The organism is Domibacillus indicus (genome assembly GCF_023715895.1).
GTDB classification, from domain to species: Bacteria; Bacillota; Bacilli; order Bacillales; family Domibacillaceae; genus Domibacillus; species Domibacillus indicus_A.
On the sequence record NZ_JAMBOO010000015.1, the window covers coordinates 49,179 to 70,294 of the forward strand.

Consider the following 21,116-nt stretch of genomic DNA (forward strand, 5'->3'; position numbering starts at 1 on the left):
AAAGGGAGGAGTACAATGAATATTATTTCGAGAATTTTAAATTTCAACAGTGCTTTTGTAGAGCAAAAAGAATATCAAGAATTCAACACCACGAAATATCCAGACAAGAAGCTCCAAAAAGGAAAATTAAAGAATGTAACAATATAGAGGTAAGGCTAAAGAAAAATTGTTTCTTCACACTATGTGTTAAATTCAAATATGTATTTTATTGAAAAATATATCAACATGACTTATAGGAGATAAAATGTAGAGCGTAGTTTTTTTGTAGAAAACTTGAATTAAATATCGCTCTGCTACTTACTAGTTTCTTGATGACAATCATGCTAAAAGAGCCTGATACCCAAAGTGCTCAACAAGAAAAAATAATCGATTCATCTAAGGAAGACAAGAATGTAATGTAATCCATTAAAGATGTACGGCTGTTGGAAAAATTCCAACAGCCTTATTTTGAGTCCTTGGAAAGGTTGATGAAGATGAATCTTGAATTAGATTTAACGTTATTTATTGTTTTAATGATCTTCGGCTTTTTGCTGCCTTTATTGATTCCGTTGGCGGGGGAGGAGGGCTGATTACATTGCCGGTCCTGTTGTTTACCGGGATGAGCCCAGGAGCAGCGATCGCGATGAATAAATTAGTGGGAACGATGGGCTCTTTAACGAGTACGTTAGCGTTTTACCGTTTGGGAAAACTTGATTTAACGTCCGTGTATAGATCCCTTCTATACAGCCGAGTGTATCATCCATACCAGGTATCATAAAATACCATACCCTAAACTTTTGCACATAAGCCTGGCTGCTAAAATTGAGAGAAGAAGGGAAAACACATGACGGGTGAGCGCTAGTTTTTTAGAATAGGCTCGATGCCTATTTCGAAAGCGGGAAAGAAATTGAGAAAAAAAACACGCAACATTTACGCAGAGAATAGGATGTATGAAGAGCTTCCAGCCAGCCCTCTTAAGCCCTAATGCCTGAAAGAAATGCTGTACAGATTGGTTTAGGAAACTAGGAGGGAGGGGGTTATATAGTTCTTAGCCTCCGTACTTAAGCATCTTCTATTGCTTATATAAAAGCAGATTTGTTTTCGGTAAGTACCTTTTAAGGACGGGATAGAGACAAATTCTCACAGCTGGCTGGCTGTTTAAGGACATCCTTGTTTTCGCTCGCTGAAAGTGCCATGAAACATGTTTCTGGAAGCGGCGTTGAACAGTGGTCATGGTGGAAATTTATGATTACATTGTGAGGGGAAGGGGCATTAAATTGAAAGGAATACTTCTATGCGCTGGGAATGGTACGCGGATGCAGCCATTTACTTTTTCATTGCCAAAACCGCTATTGCCGGTAATGAACCGCCCGCTTATCGATCACGCGATTGAAAAGTTTCAGGCGGCCGGCATACAAGAGATTGGGTTGGTCATCAATCCTTCTCAGCAGGCAATTGCCGATCATATAAACACTGCTTACAAAGGCCAGAAAATTGAGTTGCTGGTTCAAAGAAAGCAACTGGGTATTGCACATGCGCTTCGTTCCGTGCAAGATTTTATTGGAGAAGAGACATTCGCATTGCTTCTCGGCGACAACCTTTTAACCGGCCCGCTGCGTGCATTAGTTCAGTCAGCAGCGGACGGAAAGTCGTCTCTTCTTTTAAAGCGGGTACCGAACCCGCAGGAATTTGGTGTTGCGTTAGTCGACAAGAAACAGAGCCGTATTTTAAAACTGGAAGAAAAACCTTCCGTACCAAAAAGTGATCTGGCCGTGATGGGTGCTTATGTATTTCAGCCTGCTATTTTCGATGCAATCAATGCTATTCAACCATCAGGACGTGGTGAATACGAGATTACAGATGCTATTCAGTGGCTGATCGACCATGATTATCCGGTGACGTATCGTGAAACACTTTTACCCATTTTTGACGTTGGGACGCACAGCCGCTGGCTAGAGGCGAACACATGGATGATGGCTGAACAGGGACAGGGAGAAGTTAGCATTGGACGAAATACAAGTGTTGAAAAGTGTGTGTTTCTTGGGAACGTACATGTTGGAGATGACTGTATCCTGGAAAATGCAGTGATAGGGCCAAACGTATCTTTGCAAAATGGCTGTGTGGTGAAAGAGTGCCGTATCGAAAACAGTATTTTGCTGGCGGGTGCAGCTGTTCAAACTCGTCAATCCATTCGTGATAGCATTTTAGGGCAGGGGGCAGTCGTGAAAGGGGATACGATTAGAGGTGTAGTTCGCTGTATCCTTGGAGACAAATCGGTATATGAACTATATGAGCAGGAATCAGATACATGAGCAATTTGTAGAATCGGACAAAAAGATTTCTATCATAAAGGAGAATAGGAACGGTATTGCAATGGGGTACAAAACTTTATGTTTCCAATCCAGGTGAATCTTTTTGCCCAGTAAAGTACAGTGAGGAAAAGGCTTGCGGGGGCTTTTAACAGTTCTGCATTTAGGACTCTAACATTTAAAAATTTCTAGACATTGGCGATATTTTTAAATGAAAAATGTCTGTGTCTTTGCCGACAGGCAGTCTAAGCTTTTGCTCTTAAGAGCAAAAGCTTTTTACATCACGCTCTATAATCTCTCTTAAGATTCCAGATCGACGGGGAGGTTTGGCACCTCGGTGTCGGCTCATCGCATCTTGGGGCTGTAGTCAGTCCCAAGAGTTGGGCTGTTCGCCCATTAAAGCGGTACGCAAGCTGGGAACGATGACTTAATTAAAACATATGTGGTACGGTATGCTGTTACTTTACAGAGATTATCCAGTTTTGAAGGAACAGTTTTGTTCCATATAGTCTGGTGGCAATAGCGAAGAGATCACACCCGTTCCCATCCCGAACACGGTCGTTAAGCTCTTCAGCGCCCGTGATAGTTAGGACTTTCTCCTGCGAGAGCAGGAAGTCGCCTGCCCCCATTATATTTTTATTACATCCTTCATCTATTCAATCCATTGGACGTAAACAACTTGGACAGATCTACTTTGCTTGAAAAGGTGTCAGTTTCAATATTTGTTCATATATGTCAGGCAAATCCATCAGAGATTTTCCCGACAGCATTTTCATCGATTGAGCTACAATGTCTGCCCCATGATGAGGTACTTTGCTGAAGGCTGCTTCGTAATACTGTTTTTGGCTGATCATTTGTTTTATTCTTGCCTCCAGTTCCGGCAAGGGCATGTCATGCTCCGCGACACAAGAATCATCCCCCGCAAGCTCCTTCAGCATCATATTTTTAACTTCTCGTTCCTTTGTATCTGCAGGCAATGCCAGCAAAGGAGTTCCTGTAGAGATGCAGTCCATCAAGATGCCCATTCCAGGTTTGCTTATCACGAGGTCAGCTGCATTCACTAATTCGCGGCCGTTTTCGAATAGCGGCGCCTGGACTATTTTTGAATTGAATAGAAAGTCCGCACCCCCGAGCTGACCTGCAACAACAATCCGATATGTTGCTTTCAACTGATTGATTTTTTCATACCATTCATCCATATAGCGGTATCGGAATTTTCCAATCCCTCCTCCCATTTGAACGAGGATGAATGGTTCATCTGCCGGAATTCCCAGTCGTGACTTCACCTGTTCCGGTTGCATGGTGATATTTCGGGCTATGATTGGGATTGGCACATATAAAGTAGTCAATTCCGGAATTTCCTTTGGCTGTGTAAGATTGATGTGAAAAAAGATATCTGTTGATCTTTGGGAAACCGCACGGATTTGTTCTTTAAACTTTTTCGTCTGATCTGTATCTTCATCAGATACACTCATATCACTATGATAAATTCCGCCTATGATGGGTCTCTGGCCTTTCCGCTGCTTTTTTGTCGCCTTCACTTCATCTCTCCAATCATGAATAAGTAAGCTGGCATTAAGAAGCTGGTCGGCTTCTTTTCTAAAACGTACGGAATCATGTATTTCTGTATCAGTGAGATTCGACTTCAACCATTCGTGTGTATGTGAAAAAGCAAAAATTTTCACCTCTTCACCGCTTATTTCCTTGAACTTTGAAATATTGGCCACACAGGGATTCAAATGACCCAGGTTTTTTCCGACAATATAATGAATCAATCCTGCTCCGCCTTCCTTTCCTGCCGTCTAAGATATTCTATTATATATGTTCCGCACATCCTTTAGTACTTGGCTTTTACCCAAAAAGGCGAAAAATGAGGATATTCCATGATCATCCTGACCATACTTCTAACCTTTTAATCTGCAGCCTCTCTCCTCAGAAAAAAATCAGAGAATACTGTTTATACACCCATGAACACATCAAACAAGACTTTCATAAAATATAGTGATTGCAGCATGGAAGAACAGGTTGTGTCGCTTCCCGCTGCTAATTTACAGCTCCGATAGAGGTGGTGAAAAACCATATTACGTGTGGCAGTTGTCAGAGGACGGTACCTTCCGATCAGTGAAACATTCATTTACTCTGAATTGGTAAATGTCAAATCGGTTTCCCCTATCGTTTGTTGCAAGAAGATCATGAACCTTGTGCATTTTCCTTTTGAGACCATCCATGAATACAAGGATAATGATGATCTGATAGACATCCTCCGCGCCCAAAAAATCAGCCTGATTCACGCAAGGTTTGGCGTAACTGGAGCTGATTTGCTTGAAGTCAAAAAAGAACTCGGGATCCCGATGTTGACTTCTTTTCATGGTTTTGACCTGCCGACAAATGTAAAGTCCATGCGAAGATATGGTGATCGGCTGCAGCATTTATTTGAACATGGAGATGCATTCACGGTTACTTCAGAGAACATGAAGGAAATCCTTATCAAATACGGATGTTCTCCGGATAAAATATTCGTCCATCACAGCGGAATCAATGTAAGTAAGTTTTCATACAAAAAGCGCACAGCACCAGAGAATGGAATCATCACGGTCTTGACGGTCGGGAGGCTCGTTGAAAAGAAAGGAATGGAATACCTAATTGAAGCTGTTCATCGGGTTCACCAGCATTACCCAGGCATCAGGCTGCGTATTGCCGGAGATGGGAAGTTAAGACCGACGCTTGAAAAACAGGTAGAACAGCTGCAATTGGATGGAATCGTCAAGTTCCTCGGGGAAGTTTCCCATCAGGCTGTAGTAGAAGAAATGGAAAAAGCCCATTTATTCGCCCTCGCCAGTACGACTGACAACATCGGAAATCAAGAAGGAATTCCAAATGTTTTAAAAGAAGCCATGGCATGTGGTTTGCCTGTGCTTTCGACAAAACATGCAGGGATACCGGAGCTTGTAGAGGATGGAAAATCGGGATTTCTCGTCCCGGAACGCGATCCCGTCGTATTGGCCGAGCGCTTGCTGCATCTTGTTCAGCACTCCGAGGATTGGGAAAGGTTCGGTACACACGGCAGAGAAACCGTTGAACAGTTCTTTAACATAGATAAACAAATTGAAAATTTAGAAAGAATATACAGCTTGCTGCTGTCAAAATAAGTTTACGTAAGAGGTGATGAGTTTTGCCCAAGATAAGTGTCGTTATTCCCACTTATAACCGGGGAGAGTTTACCGTACATGCAGTCGAGAGTGTCCTTGCTCAAACGTACAAGGATTATGAAATCATCGTTGTCGACGATGGTTCAACAGATAATACGGAAGAGCTATTGCAGCCATATAAGGATCGGGTCCGCTATGTAAAGCAGAAAAATCAAGGCCCTTCAGCTGCCAGGAATACCGGTATCCGCCTTGCGGAAGGTGAATATATCGCCTTTTGTGATTCGGATGACAGATTTCTACCTGAGAAGCTCGAAAAACAAATGGAATTTATCGAAAAGAACCCTGACTGCAAATTTTTATATACCTGGTATTACAATGTGAATGATCAAGGGGAATACACGAAACTACGGAAACCGAATACCTGTGAGAATAAAGAGCAGTTACAATATTTTTTGTTTATCCGCAAATTTACGATCAGAACCTCCACTTTGTTGATTCACAAGAGCTGCTTTGAAAAGACGGGGCTTTTTATCGAAAAATATTGGTATTCCCAGGATTGGGATATGTGGCTTCGGCTGGCTGCCTATTATCGTGGTTATTGTCTGGAAGAGCCTTTAGCTGAATATTGGCTCCATGAGGATAATCGCAGCAGCCTCAGGGTTAGAATCTACCATCCTGAAATTATTGAGTCCACGCTAAAGCTTTATGGATGGGATGAGAAGAAGATTGCTAAATTAGAAGAAAAGTACGGGAAAAGGGAGAGTCAAGAGGTGCAATACCCGTCAAAAAATCCCGGAAACGGATCAGACAGCACTGATGTCAACGGGGGTAGCTCTTGATGAAAATTGCTTTAATATGTTCAGACAGGGGCCCCGCCCCCCCTGTGAGGGGCGGAGCCATCCAATTATTAATCAGCAAAATTGCACCATTGCTTGCCAAAACATATGAAGTTACGGTTTTTTCTGTCACTGATCCTTCCCTCCCCGATACAGAATGTACAAATGGTGTTTACTTCGAACGCTATGATAAGGACCAGTTTTTCCAGCAAGTGTGTGAAAGGGTAAAACAAGTTCAGTTTGATGTGATCCAGGTTTACAACAGGCCGGGCTATATTCCATTGATTCGGGAGGCCTCCCCCCGGTCCAAAATCATCCTGTCACTCCACAACCTTGTATATAACACATTAAAAGTAGAAAGCCCTCTTGCCGAAGCAGCATTCAGGGAAGCGGATTGGATTTTTACGGTCAGCAGGTTCATCGCTGAAGATACGGCCGAAAAGTTCCCGGAAGCTTCCGCTAAAATCCAGCCCCTTTACACTGGTGTAGATTTGGATGATTACTCACCCATTTGGTCAAAGACAGGACGAAAATGGCGAAATGAAATTCGCTCATTGTATAATCTCGATTCAAAAGATCCCGTCATTCTCTTTGTAGGCCGTCTTGTTCCAGACAAAGGGTGCCACCTTGTTTTAGCTGCAATGAACGAGATTCTGAAAAACGTCAAACATGCAAAATTGCTGATAGTTGGAAGCAAGTGGTATGCAGATGGATCCACAAGCAAATATATAGAGGGACTGAAGCAACTAGCGAGAGAACATGAACACAGTATCGTATTCGCTTCCTATGTACCAGTAGAAGAAATTCCAAAGTATTACGCAGCCGCAGACCTTTTCATCTGTCCATCGCAATGGAAAGAGCCGCTTGCAAGAGTGCATTATGAAGCAATGGCGGCAGGATTGCCCATCGTTACAACCAGACGGGGCGGCAATCATGAGGTAGTTCAGACCGGGAAAAATGGGATTGTGATAGATGATTATAAAAATCCAGCGGCCTTCGCAGCTGCTTCGATTGACATCCTTAATGATCCACATAAAGCTATCACAATGGGGAAAGCGGGCCGAAAAGACGCCAAAAAGATATATAACTTTGACCGGGTCACCTCTGATATTGCACTCCTTTATACAAAACTCTTTGAAAGCAATGAGCAAGGGCCAAATTCGTCCTCATAAAACGGAGGACTTTGAAAGGATGAAATGGATCATGAAAGTTACTGTGATTGGTTCCGGATATGTTGGAACCACGACAGCTGCAGTATTGGCTGCTTTAGGCCATCACGTAATCGGTGCGGATGTGGATTCCGCAAAGGTAAAAAAGTTATCGGCCGGGATACTTCCATTTGTAGAGCCTGGTTTGGACAAAATGCTGAATGATAATAACACGAGGGGCACATTAAAATTTACCGATCAGATCAAGGAAGCGATTCAGGCAAGTGACATCTTGTTTATTGCCGTCGGGACTCCTTCTCTTGAGGATGGTACTGCCGATTTAAAATATCTCCGTTCAGTAGCCGATGCAATTGCCGCTTCCATTAATGATTACAAAGTCATTGTCATCAAAAGTACGGTCCCCATTGGCACCAATCGCTGGTTATCGGATTATCTAGAGAAAAAAATCTCTGACTGCACCCTATTCGATGTTATCTCCAATCCGGAATTTCTGCGGGAAGGTCATGCCGTCTATGATTCTCTTAATCCTGATAGGATCATCATTGGCGGAAACAATCAGGGGGCCATTACCATTATAAAAAAACTGTATCACCAGCTTAACAGTAAATACGTTATATGTGATTGGGAAACAGCTGAATTAATTAAGTACGCCTCGAATGCTTACCTTGCAGCCAAAATTTCCTTTATCAATGAAATAGCCCAAATCGCAGACAAGACAGGAGCCGATATCCTTCAAGTCGCTTACGGAGTCGGACTAGATTCACGGATAGGCGCAGAATTTCTTAAATCGGGAATTGGCTATGGCGGCTCTTGTTTTCCTAAGGATGTAAAAGCGTTGATTTCTACAGCGGACCTAATAGGTGTTAAAACCCACATTTTGAAAGAAATAGAATCCGTTAATGAAGCAATGCCTGATGTGTATCTGGCGAAATTGGCTGCTTCTTTAAAAAAGAAACCCTGGACAATCTCCATACTCGGCCTCACTTTTAAGCCTGAAACGGATGACCAAAGAGAATCTCCTGCCATTAAAATTGTGAACAAACTTCTGCCTGCATGCAAAGAGATCCGCATCCTTGATCCTACCATTCAATCAAACCTGCAAACTCCATGGCCTCATGACAGTAAAGTCAAAGTCTGCCAAACAATCGAAGAGACATTGGCCAGAACTGATGCAGCAATCCTATGTACAGCATGGGATACCTTCACCGGCATTGATTGGAATAAGGCAAAGGATTTTATGAAAAACCCGGTCCTGTTGGATGGGCGGAACCTTTATGATCCAAACATAATGAAGGCAGCCGGCATAACCTATCTAGCATTAGGGAGGGGAAATCAAACATGAAGGTACTGGTTACTGGTGCAGCTGGTTTCATAGGCTCTCACCTATGTGAACGGCTGTTGGCTGAAGGACACGACGTGGTAGGTGTTGATATGTTCCTGTTCAAAGAACGGGAACGCTTTACGCAATATAACATAAAAGAACTTTTACAGCATCCTAACTTTAAGTTAGTCAACGGCAATCTTCTCGAGCTTGATTTAAAAGAACTCCTTGAGGGGATCGAAGTCATCTTCCACCAGGCAGCGATCCCAGGCGTCAGGAATAGCTGGGGAACTAACTTTCGGCAGTACGTGGAACTGAATATCCTAATGACTCAGAGGCTCTTGGAAGTATGCAAGGATCTGCCTCTCAAAAAATTCGTGTACGCATCGACTTCTTCCATTTACGGTATAACGGACGGCAGAACCTCTGAAGACAAACCTGCAATGCCGATTTCTCCATATGGTACAAGTAAATTGGCCGGTGAGCACTTAGTTCGTATGTATCACCTGAATTTTGGGCTGCCGGTAACTTCGCTGAGATACTTTACCGTATATGGTCCAAGGCAGCGTCCTGACATGGCCTTTCACAAATTCTTAAAAGCAATCCTAAGAGACGAATCCATCCCCCTCTTTGGAGACGGCCAGCAAACCCGGGATTTCACGTATGTGAGTGATGCCGTTGAAGCAAATATACTGGCAATGAATCACCCGGAGCATGGAAATGCGTTCAATATCGGCGGCGCGGCAAGGTCTTCCGTGAATCAAGTCCTTACTGTGATGGAAGCTGTCACAGGAAAGAAAATAAAAATCGATTACCAGTCCAGGCAGCCAGGCGATCCGCTCCATACATGGGCTGATATATCTCGGGCGCGTGAAAAGCTGGGATATAACCCAAAAATCACCTTGCATGAGGGCATCCAAAATGAATGGGATTACATCAAGAAAATGTATCAACCCTAAACAATATCAAAAGATTGTGGAGCGGAACCGGATCATATGTTTACAAACACAGCACCATATAAGGCTGCTGGTTGATCGACATCTAGAGGAATACAGATGTTAGAAAAAGTATCTGGTCTGATGCCCTGCAAACCAGATCACAGGGTCAGAAATGTTTTATGTAAATTCATTAAATTTCGTGTGAGAATTTAAAATTCTGAACAAGTTTTTGGATTCGATTTATAAATGTTTTAAGCGCTATTTTGCACGTTCTTACCAGAGAAAAAGTAAAGCTCTACACCAGAAAAATTGCTTTTATACTTATTTGATTTTAATCATTAAGCTGTCATGTATAGCCTTATAATATAGTATTAATGACAGTTAAGTTCATGTTATATGGAAAGAATAGAGGATATAAAATCAATCCCTATATCCATGGGTTTACATGTAAACAACCGGCAGCAAAAATTAATAAAACAATTGGATTTGTTATAACCGCTATATAAATCAGGACTCGAGGTAATTAATTCTATTACATGTAGAGCCCAATTAATACATGTAGTAAAGCAGGAATGGAAACAAGAAAACCCCCAGAATGTTCTGGGGGAAATGGAAAAAAAGAAAAAGCAGGAAGAGTAGAAAAAGCAGGATGTTTGTTCCATCACTATTTTATTTTTGCCCAATAAGTGTAAACATAATTACTTTCATCCTAATTTATTTTGGACTGTTATGGGCAGTCCTTTTTTCATTTTCCTTGTTCTGATTGTTCACAGGTCATTTATCCAGCAAAGGTAAATGAGGCTGGAGCTGATCATAGACCCGAATGATTCCCCACATACCCTGCTCAATGCCCCAGCGGATGTTGCCGGACCGGTACATATAGTCGCCAGGATAGTTATAAGTCCCTCCGGCACCGCCGATTAAAAATAGATCTTCTGCTGCGCCCGGCGCCACATGGCCGACATAGGAATCAATCCGGGCATCAATGTCTCTTGGGTCAAACTTCCAGTTGTGGCCATGGAGGTGAAAGGTATTGGTTCTTCTTCGTTCCGATGGATTGGTAAGGCGGACAATGACGGGTTCACCCGGATACGCTTCAAAAACCTGTGTGGCTGGATCTCCGTGAACCTTCGAGCTGAATAAGTCACCTAAAACAGGATGTTTTTTAAAGCGGTTAATTAATCGTTCTGTCCGGTAATTAAAGCCCCGTGAGCCAAAATCATAGGTGTCTACTTCATCGTCTTCAGGATCAGGTTTTGGAATCACGCCATCAAGTGGATCAACAATGACTTTACGACGCTTATTCTCAAGCCGGACACCATCATGCATGATCAAGACAAATTCTCTATAATCAATTCCAAGTGGATTGCGGAGCACTACATTAGTGCCAGTTTGAACTGATTTAAGCGTCTGCGGATCGTGGTAAGTCGTAAAGCGCGGCTCCGCAATAAAAGCGCCGAATGTACCAAACGACCGGTGGTTCCGTAAATCTGCCATGTCCCACATGGCACAAGTACCTATGCTTTCTTGTACATGCCAGCGGTACGTAATAGATTCTCCAGGCCCAACCGTTTGATCGGGGTTGAATCCAACCGTACCGCCGCTTGAAGTGGTAACATCGTAATCCAGCATACTGACGTGCAGCGAGATGCGCAAAGACGGCGGGTAAAATGCCTGCTCTTTTACCGGTGGGTACGGATGAATGCCGTTAGGGAACGGAAATAACTTAGCTTTCAGCCGGCTGGTCAGGGTGACTTCAACCAGGTCGCCGGCATTCCCTCTCAGTACCAGCGGCTCCGGTTTCTTTATGCCACGCAGAATATCAGCCACGTCTTTCTCTAAAGCAAACACAATGCCGTACGGGTCGTGGTCTCCAAATGAGTTATATAAAATGGGCGTTTGAAAAGCAACAACGCTGTACTTTCGGATCGGCGGCTGATGGGTTGCTTCAGGCGGCAATGTATGCTGTGGTTTGGCCGGCTTTGGCGGCTTTCCGGTCACTTTGGGCAATCGCTTTGTCTGCGGTGGGGGCAGCGGGCGGTCCGAAAGGGGCATTAAATCATCAACGGCTTCACCAAATGCGCGGATCAGCCCCCATGTGCCGTTCCAAATATCTTCTTCATCTTCAAAGGCCCACAAATAATCTCCAGCCTTCGGTATAGCTGTTTCAAGCGTAAACGACTCTGAAATGCTGATGTGCTGCTGTGAACGGATTTGTGAATCCTTGCTGGGCCGTTCTGCTTTCCAGCTTAGTCCGTGCACATTAAAACTATGGGAATCTTCATGCGCACCCTGCAGCAGCCGGATACGGACCGGATCTCCTTCATATGCCTCCAAAATAGGCGTAACGGGGTCTCCGTGCACATAAGAACTGAAGGAATAGGCTGGATCCTTATCTTTTCCGAGCCGGAACTGCAGCGGTTCGGTTTTATAATTAACCGCAAAAATGCCGGGATCATCCAAGGAACCTGGAAATTGCGGCGGCTGAATCGGACAGCCGTCTTTATCAAACAGAAGAGCGAAATCCTGGACAAATAGCGCGAAATCGCGATAATCCGGAATAATCGGATGAGTAACGGTAATCTGTGTGCCGTGATCCAATTCCTCACCGGTTTTTGAATTTAAAAACTTGGAAAAACGGGGCTGAATCACACAAGAGCCAAAAATTCCGTGCTGCTGATGAGTCGTTGGGAACAGGTGATCGTGAAAGAAAAAGGCTTTTAATTCAGTGTCGGCATACCACTCATACCGGCCAGTTTCACCAGGCAAAATACCACTATCATAGTTCCAGCCTACATTCGCACCATCGGACACAAGAACGTCAAACTTTACGAAATGAACATGAAAGCCCACTTCATAGGTTCGTGTGACCAGCTGAAAGGCGTCACCATCGAGAACATGAGTCAGCCGGTTTGTAAAGTTTAGCCTGATGCAGGAACCAGCTGGCGCGTGCAGCACAAGCGGTTCCGGCTCTTTTTTTCCGGACAGCACATCAGCCAGATCTTCATCTGCCACATACATTCTTCCTTTTGGATCATGCCAGCCCTGTTTATTGTAAACAAGCGGCAGGTCAATAACGGACACGTTAAATTCCAGGACAACCGGATTGCCCAGGCAGGAATCAGCAAAAACAGCCCCTGGCCTTGCATTCGGTACAGCGGCATTTTTTTCGAGTTCCGTCATGCCCCTGCCGCCCACAATGCCAAACGGCGGCCTTGGCGCTTTGCAGCCAACTTTTCCAGGAATGAAGTTGGGAAACCCTGGTTTTTCTTTTGTCGGCAGAGGCGGACAGGGACGGTCCGGCAGCGGCTGGAGAGGGGCAATTGGTACGCCGTTTGGGTAACACTGGCTGCCGTCCTGCAAGGTGTCAAAAATGCGGTTCATCCCCCACATTCCGGCTTCAAAATGCGGATAAAGATGGCAGTGAATAACCACATCTCCAATTGCACCCTGAAGGCTGCCAAGTCCATATAAAGGCTGAACGGTGTAGTGAGACTGCGGGCTGATCGCCTGTGCATCCACAATTTCTGAATGAATGTTGCCGGGGTCTCTCAGCCATTGATGGACATGGTAATGAAACGCATGTGTTTCTTTGGATCCTCCATGGATCAGGCGGATCACAGCCGGGTCGTCCCGGTAGCCGCGCAGAATCGGCGTAGCTGGATCCCCAAATACCCACGAGTCATGATGAACTTCCTCGCCTTCTAATTCAGGGGATACGACCCCTTCTTCAATCAGCTTAATTCGGTTATGAAGCGGTTCATACCGGTAGTTAACGCCATGAAAGGATTCACTTTCTTGATTGGTCATCGGATTAAGCGGCCGATTGCCGGTTAAGTCTTTTACTTCCATTTCATCACTAAAAAACCAAGCATACTCACGGAAGGAGGGAAGGAAAGGGTGGTGGACATCCGCGAACACGCCGCTGTTGATTGGTTTGCCTGTTACAGGATCTGTCCACCAGGAGCCTCTTTTTTCAACCAGCAATGTGCCGAAAAGGCCCTGGATGCTGGACCCTTCTTCAGTACTGGATACATTGCCAAGATCGGTAAAGTAACAAATGCCTTCATACGTGGCATCCAGCTTGTAAAGAAGCTTTTCACCGCAATCAGCCAGTGAGCTTGGATTAAAGCCAACGTTGGCTCCGTCTGACGTTAACACGTTATAATCGAGATCTTGAAAATGCATACCCGCTGCAAAAGGAAGCTGGTTTTCAAAAAGAATTTCAACAACGTCACCTTCGTTCGCTCTGATCGTAAGCGGCTGTACGAGTTCCACAGGAAGAAAAGGGTTTTTACGTACAAGTTCTTTTACTTTTGTTTCATTTTCCTTTAAGACATACACTCTGCCATTTGGATTGTGGTCGCCAAAGTTGTTAAGGACAATGCGGATCGGGATGGCGACCACATGATAACGCCGTATCATTGGCTTTCCTCCTTGTTACAGCATGTCATTCAGCTCTGGGATGCGCGGCTGACCGGGAGCCTCGATATAAAACACTTCGATATTATGGACATAGACCAGCCAATTTCTTTTTTCAAGTTGAGAAAAACGTGTGGTTTCAGCGAATATCTCAACTTGATTCCTTAGCATGGAAACTATTTCGCCAACAAACATAAATGGATAAGAAGGCCTCATGATAAAGGTTTTTATGCCAATGGCTGCCCTAAAATGCTCCACAAGTGCGGCATCATGCCTAACGTTATTGGAATTTACAGCAGAAGATCTAGGCGTCCTCCTTTTTACACTTCCTTTCTTGCCTATCTAAAGTGAGCGGGATTTGGCTTTATAGTCGAGGAGAGGCCCGGTTAAGCGGCCTGCCCCAACTACAAACTAAACAATGGAAAATGTATGTTGTAAAAGGATGCAATATTCCTTAAAGTGAACGGTATGTGATAAAAAGATAAGATGAATACCACATTATAGTAATGGCTGAACTAGCCATCATAATTTTTAATATATGAGCATAAGCCCTGCCGGTTCATCGTATAGTTCTTTTACAAAGGTCTCGCCAGCCTTTTGTTTTTGCTTCGTTTTCTTTAACACATACATTTGCAGAAAAAGCAGCTATCCCCTTGGGGAAGGGACAGCTGCTTTTTTGATTTTTATGACCCCTTTTAAATGAATATTTATGTTGCATTCGAAACAAAAAGGCGGCTGCAATGTAGTCCGCCAAAGAACAGGAGTATGAATATGCAAATCCAAACTGTCCTACAGACCTTACGAGCGGGAAAGCCCACTCCTTCAGGTGTGGGATGATAGCGAGGTCGAACCGGGCATGTCTTCAGACATGTCAAAGGTTCGACTTTTTTCTTTTAGTTTATCTCTCTTGTATACCAAACACTTGTTTGTTATAATTGATACAACCCAATCTTTTGGAAAGGAGGAACGAAGTGGAAACCATTTCTTTAAAGCTGGAACTAATGAAGCCAACCCATGCAAAAGAACAGGTATACTGCAAAATGACCGAATTAAACACCGGATTTTCCAATTGGCTTCTTCAGTATGATGAACTTTCAAAAGCCACTTCGAAGGTCTACAAACTTTTTTCTACGGACAAATTGCCTTCGGCCATTGTCAACCAAACCATCCGGGAAGTAAAATCACAAAAGAAAAATCAAAAAGCAAAAGCTTTTCGCCGTTTTTGGTGTACCTTTAACAACCAAAATTTAAAAGTTGAAAAAGAAAACAACTTATACAAACTCTCCTTTCCTACATTAGAGAAACGAGTCAGTGTTCCAGTTGTGGCTGAGCTCTATCAGCAGCATTGGCTTGATAAGATATTGTCCGGCGAAGCAAAACTAGGTGCCGGCGAGCTTTATGAGAAAAAAGGGAAATGGTATATGTCTGTGGCGGTTTCCTTTGAACCGAAGGTCGTTTCCCTTTCTTCTAAAGTAATGGGTGTAGACGTAGGGCTAAATTATTTAGCTGTTGCTTCAATAGGGACAAATTCATTGTTTTTCAAAGGAAACGAGGCTGCTTTTATTCGAAGAAGATTTTCTTTGAGGAGAAAAACCTTAGGAAAAAATAAGCTTCTTTCTGTTATTAAAGCCTTCAAAAATAAAGAGTCCCAATGGATGAAAAATCTGAACCATAAAATAAGCCGGCAAATCGTTCATTTTGCTGCAGAGAACGGTGTTCGCTGCATTCGAATGGAAGATTTGACAGGCATTCGCCGTAAAGCCAAATCAAAAAAAGACGCAGGCAGAAATCTGCACTTCTGGGCACATTATCAGCTTCAGCAGTTTATTGAATACAAAGCCAAAATGGCAGGGATTCAAGTTGAATATGTGAATCCACATCATACCTCTCAAACATGTAAATGTGGCCATGTAGACAAAAAGAATCGAAAAAAACACACGTTTGCGTGTGTCAAATGCCAATATACACTTCATGCCGATGCGAATGCCGCCATTAATATTTCGAAAGCCATCAGCGGCCTTTCAAAAAAGAAAAACAAGCAAGCAGCTTAACCTAGTCCTGTGGTAACAGCAGGACCGCCTGTAAGGTACATGTATGCCGAAGGCATATAAAACGAAGCAGGATGGGCTGATGACACCGCCCTTAACTGAAGGCGAGTTCTAAACAGAAATGGACTGGGAACGCGTTCGCACTTCAGAATCCCACCCGTCTCACCGCAAGGTGAAGGGCTTGCGGCTTTAGCCGTGGGAGTGTCAATGCTATCAGTTTATGCGTGATTTTAAAAAAGTTTGGACGCAAGACACTACAAAAGGTAGTTACTTTTAAGATATTATGGGTAGTTAGGAAGGGAAAGAGCATTGCAGACTAATAAGGGAGACAGCATATATGGTAGAGGAAGGTCTTATCTTCATAAAAGAAATTCGCCTGCTGTATGGGGAATATCTTAAATGTGGAGATCATGATATTAAGCAAATGATACATGACGATATTCTTTCTTTAGTAGAGGCAATGGAAGTAATGGACAGCCAAAGATAATTCATAAAGTTAGGTCTCACTGGTGAAAGCATACTTTCGCAAATGGGACTTTTTTATTTTGCTTTTTATTTAAAACAACTGTCCCCTATATAAACGGCCGTCCCCCAAACAATAAGGGCAGAAATCTGTTTTATATGCCTTAATAGTATCCATTCGCATCATTATGCTTAAATTGACAAATGATCATTTGTAAAAAGTTTAAAACAATTCAATTTGGGTATAATGAAATGGATTCGAAATGTAAGGAGGCACACAAATAATGGAACGCGGAAAAGTTAAGTGGTTTAATGGTGAAAAGGGATTTGGATTTATTGAACGTGACGGCGGAGAAGATGTATTTGTACATTTCTCAGCAATACAAGGTGAAGGTTTCAAGAATCTTGATGAAGGACAAGAAGTGGAATTTGAGGTTGAACAAGGTCAAAGAGGACCTCAAGCCGTTAATGTTCATAAATTATAATTAGCCGCCAATCAAAACAGACTCTAAATGGGTCTGTTTTTTAATTTCTTACAAGAAAAAATACCCTACTGGTTTACGGGTAGGGTAATAAACAAAGTAAAATGGTTCGTATCTTGTAGTATAGAGATATATGGGTAATAAAATAAAAATTCCTATTAAGGCATATGACATATTAGATTATTATTTAGACATTTTACAGAAATAGCAACAATCTATACGAAAACAGCGTTTAATAAAGAAGCAGGAACTAAATAATTACAATCTTGAGATATAAAAATAAAGGGCTGACTTAGATAACCAGCCGCGATTTTAATTGAATGCTTAAAAATTATTGATAGTAACCCTGTTGGGGCCTTGTTCGTGTTTATATACTTCTTCAAGGATCTCCGCCGCAATATCCTGCATACTTTTGCCCGTTTGTTCTCCTTTACTTCGCAGCCAGTCCTTAATATCGACTGACAGGGAAACCGACAGCAATTCCTCCTCCGATTCAATACTTAAGCGCCTCATATTCCGGAACATACCGCACACGCCCTTGTTTAGCCGAACGTTTAATAAAGTCAGCTAATTCAACCGAAACACCATTCACTCGGGCATCTTTCATATGAATGATCCATCGGTCCTTTAACCGTTCCATATATATGTTGACCACTGGAACCTGCTGGTAAAGCAGATCCATCACTTGATAGGTAAGGGAATAGACGGCCGGCATCCAGGCTTTTTGCTGCGCTTGCCCATTTCAATCGGATAATCAGGTGTTAACCTATGTGTATAGATCCCTTCCATATAGCTGAAGGTATTGTCGGTTCCCAGCACAATAAAGTACCAGTCCTCTAAACCTTTGCGCATAAGTTTTGCTTCCGGAAGAGAAGGGGGAAGAAAAGCGCTGGTACACGGTTTCTTTGGCTTTTTATTGTAGTATTGTCGCTGGGAGAACCGGGATTCCTAAATTTTCCTTTCGTGCAGCTCACTGAATTTTGTCAGATTGTGATAATATCTGCATCTACATTTCTTACGATGCTTCGAGGTTTTTCCCCGGAGCTTTTTTTGTTATTATGATAATTTATGGATGTTGAGTATGTTGTGAAGATCATAGAAAGAATTGTTGTAATATCTTTTGTCATGAGGACAATTTCTTTGGCTGCAATTGAGAAAAGAAGGGAATACACATGACGGGTGAGCGCCCGTTTTTTAGGGCATGCTCGATGCCTATTCTAAAAAAGATGGAGCAGCGGTACGGTTCAATCCTATGTACCAAAGATAGAAGGAAGAGCCTGTCACGCTGACTCTACACATTTTTTGGCATAGATTCTTCTAAAGCCACTCTCAAAAATCAATATATACTAGAATCTCTTCTGATAAAGATACAGCGTTTCGTTTCACCAACCCTGCTTAAATTAGATTGCTTCCTTCCAAAGGAATAGAAATAATTTCAATTTTACGTTATGTATGAAGAGTTCTAAAATAAATATGGAAAATCAAATTTAGGCGAGAGGAAGAAAAAAATGATAAGGGAAGCAACGGAAAAAGATTTAAGGGATATTTTAGAGGTATATAATGATGCAATTCTTCATACCACGGCTGTATATACCTATAAACCTCAGACTCTTGAAAGCAGACAAATTTGGTATAAGCAAAAGATAGAAGAAGGTTATCCAGTATTGGTATGCGAACAAGATGGCAAGGCAGTTGGATTTGCTACATTTGGTCCTTTTAGAGCCTGGCCAGCCTATAAATACACAATAGAACATTCTGTCTATGTTCATAAGAATTATAGGGGTCAGGGTATTGCGAAAAAATTAATGCAAGAATTAATAAAAATGGCTAATGAAAGAGAATATGCAACACTTGTTGCTGGAATTGATGCAACAAATGAAGGCAGTATAAAAATGCATGAGAGAATGGGATTTGAATTTTCTGGTGTAATTAAAAAAGCTGGATTTAAATTTGATAAATGGCTGGATCTTGCTTTTTATCAATTGGATTTAAAAGGACCTAAAGTGCCTTCAGAAGAATAAATTAATTTAATGAAGTTAAATACCTCAAAAACAGCTCTAACTAATTCGTCAAGACAATTTAGTTAGAGCTGTTTTCGTGAAGAATTTATGTTTTTAACTACTTATAGTCAATAAATAAGTCCTTAGCAGCCAATCGAATAACCAATTACTATCAGAGGTTAACCAGGAGGACCATTTTGCAAAGATCAATAAAAAACAAAAGAAGGTATACCGCTATATAAAGATATAGATAAAATTTAAATAAGCAGCTTCATGATATGGGCCACACCATCTTCATCATTTGATAAAGTTATGTGATGCGCACAAGACTTAATATCTCGGACGGAGTTTCCCATCGCAATCCTTAGTCCTGCAGATTCAAACATAGGAAGATCATTATAATGGTCTCCAATAGCTATAATATCTTCTCTTTCGATATTTAATTTCCCAGCCAAATACCTGACAGCACAGCCTTTTGAAACATCAGAATGTGTCAATTCGAATAAATGTTTAGCCAGGCTGGCAGTTGCCAGCTCTCTTTTTTGTTCAAAATACTGCCAGCCATCGTTGATTTTTTCCCTATAGAAAGAAAACCCAAGAAAATTATAAAATTCACTTGTTTTATCCAGAATGTCTAAATGAGAGGAAACAAATTCAAATTTCCCCTGGCTGAACTGTCTTTCTGCCGCTTCTTGAAATACTTTTAGGTTTATTTTTGGGTTCGCATTCTTCAGTTTAAACATTTCGATTGTTAATAAGTCCCGTCCATTTTGGGGTGTATAAATGACTTGGTCGGAAAAAACTTCATAATACATATTGTGTTCTGCAAAATAATCGAGTATTTCTTTTGCATCGTTTTTCTTAATAGACTTCGCATGTAAAAGCGTTCCTTTTTTGTCGTGAATGGTCGCTCCATTGGCGCCTATGATCCAGGCAGAAATACCAGCATTCTTTAAAATAGAATGAACATTAAAATGAGCTCTTCCGGTTACAATTGCAATTTCAATTCCTTTTTTCTGGGCTGTTTTAATCGCTTCAATATTTTTTCTGCTGATTTGATTCTTTTTATTTAAAAGGGTACCGTTTAAATCGATAGCTATTAGTTTCATATTCGCACACCTATTCTATGTTGATTTAAAAATAATAGGAGGGAGCCTCTACTATTTACTTTCTACTATTAACAAAGAGGATAATAAAATGACCGTTAAGCTAGAGTGGTTAGCTTAACGGCCTGGTTGATGATTGAATTATTTTTTACTGATAGACAATTTTGTGGATATAGTAATGTTAGGCATTGCTTTTTCTTCTGCACACATCGTTCCCGGCAGGTCTGCATGATCCGCTCCATTAAAGGCGATCGTGCAGTGGCCAAGCTCACTCACTGTCTCATTTACTTTCCCGCCGACAAACGTGATTTCGTAAGACTGGTCGTCAAATGAAAGAATGTCGCCAGCTTCAATCGTGCCTTCTAATGGAACCACTGTATGGCTCACGGCGATGTCGCGCAAATCCTTCGGCGCACTTTCATTAAAAAGAATGATCATCTTTTCTTCTGCAAAGATTTCCACGTCTGCACCAAGCTCTGTAACTGTTGACCGGTAGATGGTTTTCATTTGTAGTCCTCCCATAGTGTTCATGTTTCCTGATTCCTCCCTTATTCATACATACCGAAGCTTGCAAAATAAGCAATCACAACGGCAAGCGGCCCTGTGATTAAGCGTGACATTAAAACAGCTGGCACCCCGACTTCAACGGTTTCCGGTTTTGCTTCCCCGAGTGTTAAGCCCACGGGCACAAAGTCTGCGCCTACCTGCGGGTTAATCGCAAACAGGGCAAGGAGGGCGGGTTTTGGCGGGATATTCCCTTTGCCGATTTCCACTCCGACGAGTACGCCGACGACTTGTGCAATCACGGAACCCGGTCCAAGCAAAGGAGATAAAATTGGGATTGTACAAATAATAGAAAGAACGAGAAGCCCAAAGATATTGCCGGCAGATTGTG

At 42.4% G+C, this 21,116-nt stretch carries 18 protein-coding genes, 1 rRNA gene, 2 pseudogenes and 1 other annotated feature; of the genes and pseudogenes, 12 read left to right on the forward strand and 9 right to left on the reverse strand.

Features of this window, described 5'->3' with window-relative positions; genetic code table 11:
• Positions 1–473: 473 nt before the first annotated feature.
• The 3 genes and pseudogenes from M3221_RS17530 to rrf all read left to right on the forward strand — a co-directional run.
• Positions 474–712, forward strand: a pseudogene (locus M3221_RS17530) (TSUP family transporter); the annotation flags it as partial.
• A gap of 544 nt (positions 713–1,256) precedes the next feature.
• Positions 1,257–2,291, forward strand: coding sequence for a sugar phosphate nucleotidyltransferase (locus M3221_RS17535; protein WP_251273015.1), 1,035 nt, complete (start codon positions 1,257–1,259; stop codon positions 2,289–2,291).
• Between the two features lie 275 nt (positions 2,292–2,566).
• Positions 2,567–2,722: a sequence feature (23S ribosomal RNA rRNA prediction is too short), on the forward strand.
• 75 nt (positions 2,723–2,797) lie between these two features.
• A 5S ribosomal RNA gene (gene rrf / locus M3221_RS17540) occupies positions 2,798–2,912 on the forward strand.
• Between the two features lie 65 nt (positions 2,913–2,977).
• Here the strand turns inward: rrf and M3221_RS17545 are convergent.
• Positions 2,978–4,063, reverse strand: a complete 1,086-nt coding sequence (locus M3221_RS17545; RefSeq protein WP_251273016.1) for a glycosyltransferase — start codon at positions 4,061–4,063, stop codon at positions 2,978–2,980.
• A 417-nt stretch (positions 4,064–4,480) separates the two neighbouring features.
• Between M3221_RS17545 and M3221_RS17550 the strand changes: the two genes are divergently transcribed.
• The 5 genes from M3221_RS17550 to M3221_RS17570 are packed head-to-tail and all read left to right on the forward strand — an operon-like array spanning position 4,481 to position 9,722.
• Positions 4,481–5,437, forward strand: a complete 957-nt coding sequence (locus tag M3221_RS17550; RefSeq protein ID WP_251273017.1) for a glycosyltransferase — start codon at positions 4,481–4,483, stop codon at positions 5,435–5,437.
• A gap of 23 nt (positions 5,438–5,460) precedes the next feature.
• Entirely contained in the window at positions 5,461–6,276 is an 816-nt protein-coding gene (locus M3221_RS17555; RefSeq protein WP_251273018.1) for a glycosyltransferase family 2 protein, read from the forward strand.
• Positions 6,276–7,445 (forward strand): glycosyltransferase family 4 protein, encoded by a 1,170-nt coding sequence (locus tag M3221_RS17560; protein ID WP_251273019.1) that lies wholly within the window; start codon positions 6,276–6,278, stop codon positions 7,443–7,445. The genes M3221_RS17555 and M3221_RS17560 overlap by 1 nt, the downstream gene beginning before the upstream one ends.
• A gap of 31 nt (positions 7,446–7,476) precedes the next feature.
• Positions 7,477–8,784 carry a UDP-glucose dehydrogenase family protein gene (locus M3221_RS17565; protein ID WP_251273020.1) on the forward strand — a complete coding sequence of 436 codons (1,308 nt, stop codon included), beginning with the start codon at positions 7,477–7,479 and terminating at the stop codon, positions 8,782–8,784.
• Entirely contained in the window at positions 8,781–9,722 is a 942-nt protein-coding gene (locus M3221_RS17570; RefSeq protein ID WP_251273021.1) for an NAD-dependent epimerase/dehydratase family protein, read from the forward strand. Before M3221_RS17565 ends, M3221_RS17570 begins: the two co-directional genes overlap by 4 nt.
• A gap of 753 nt (positions 9,723–10,475) precedes the next feature.
• On the opposite strand, the gene M3221_RS17575 is transcribed toward M3221_RS17570, so the two are convergent.
• Positions 10,476–14,126, reverse strand: a complete 3,651-nt coding sequence (locus M3221_RS17575; RefSeq protein ID WP_251273022.1) for a cupredoxin domain-containing protein — start codon at positions 14,124–14,126, stop codon at positions 10,476–10,478.
• Between the two features lie 15 nt (positions 14,127–14,141).
• Entirely contained in the window at positions 14,142–14,381 is a 240-nt protein-coding gene (locus M3221_RS17580; protein WP_251273023.1) for a hypothetical protein, read from the reverse strand.
• Positions 14,382–15,094: 713 nt separating this feature from the next.
• On the opposite strand from M3221_RS17580, the gene M3221_RS17585 reads away from it, so the two are divergent.
• From M3221_RS17585 to M3221_RS17595, 3 genes are all read left to right on the forward strand, one after another.
• Positions 15,095–16,174: an RNA-guided endonuclease InsQ/TnpB family protein gene (locus M3221_RS17585; RefSeq protein ID WP_251273024.1), complete on the forward strand. Its 1,080-nt coding sequence runs from the start codon at positions 15,095–15,097 to the stop codon at positions 16,172–16,174.
• Between the two features lie 334 nt (positions 16,175–16,508).
• Positions 16,509–16,658, forward strand: a complete 150-nt coding sequence (locus tag M3221_RS17590; RefSeq protein ID WP_251273025.1) for a hypothetical protein — start codon at positions 16,509–16,511, stop codon at positions 16,656–16,658.
• Between the two features lie 259 nt (positions 16,659–16,917).
• Positions 16,918–17,118, forward strand: coding sequence for a cold-shock protein (locus M3221_RS17595; RefSeq protein ID WP_251273026.1), 201 nt, complete (start codon positions 16,918–16,920; stop codon positions 17,116–17,118).
• A gap of 321 nt (positions 17,119–17,439) precedes the next feature.
• Here M3221_RS17595 and M3221_RS17600 read toward each other — a convergent pair whose 3' ends face one another.
• The 3 genes from M3221_RS17600 to M3221_RS17610 are packed head-to-tail and all read right to left on the reverse strand — an operon-like array spanning position 17,440 to position 17,967.
• Complete coding sequence (locus M3221_RS17600) at positions 17,440–17,640, reverse strand: hypothetical protein (protein WP_251273027.1); 201 nt, start codon at positions 17,638–17,640, stop codon at positions 17,440–17,442.
• Positions 17,609–17,770, reverse strand: a complete 162-nt coding sequence (locus M3221_RS17605; RefSeq protein ID WP_251273028.1) for a hypothetical protein — start codon at positions 17,768–17,770, stop codon at positions 17,609–17,611. Before M3221_RS17605 ends, M3221_RS17600 begins: the two co-directional genes overlap by 32 nt.
• Positions 17,771–17,796: 26 nt before the next feature.
• Positions 17,797–17,967, reverse strand: a complete 171-nt coding sequence (locus tag M3221_RS17610; protein ID WP_251273029.1) for a hypothetical protein — start codon at positions 17,965–17,967, stop codon at positions 17,797–17,799.
• 656 nt (positions 17,968–18,623) lie between these two features.
• On the opposite strand from M3221_RS17610, the gene M3221_RS17615 reads away from it, so the two are divergent.
• Complete coding sequence (locus M3221_RS17615; RefSeq protein WP_251273030.1) at positions 18,624–19,136, forward strand: GNAT family N-acetyltransferase; 513 nt, start codon at positions 18,624–18,626, stop codon at positions 19,134–19,136.
• Between the two features lie 236 nt (positions 19,137–19,372).
• On the opposite strand, the gene M3221_RS17620 is transcribed toward M3221_RS17615, so the two are convergent.
• From M3221_RS17620 to M3221_RS17630, 3 genes and pseudogenes are all read right to left on the reverse strand, one after another.
• Positions 19,373–20,224 (reverse strand): Cof-type HAD-IIB family hydrolase, encoded by an 852-nt coding sequence (locus tag M3221_RS17620; protein ID WP_251273031.1) that lies wholly within the window; start codon positions 20,222–20,224, stop codon positions 19,373–19,375.
• A 138-nt stretch (positions 20,225–20,362) separates the two neighbouring features.
• Positions 20,363–20,728: a PTS glucitol/sorbitol transporter subunit IIA gene (locus M3221_RS17625; protein ID WP_251273032.1), complete on the reverse strand. Its 366-nt coding sequence runs from the start codon at positions 20,726–20,728 to the stop codon at positions 20,363–20,365.
• Positions 20,729–20,769: 41 nt separating this feature from the next.
• Positions 20,770–21,108 (reverse strand): annotated as a pseudogene (locus tag M3221_RS17630) (PTS glucitol/sorbitol transporter subunit IIB); the annotation flags it as partial.
• Positions 21,109–21,116: the final 8 nt, after the last annotated feature.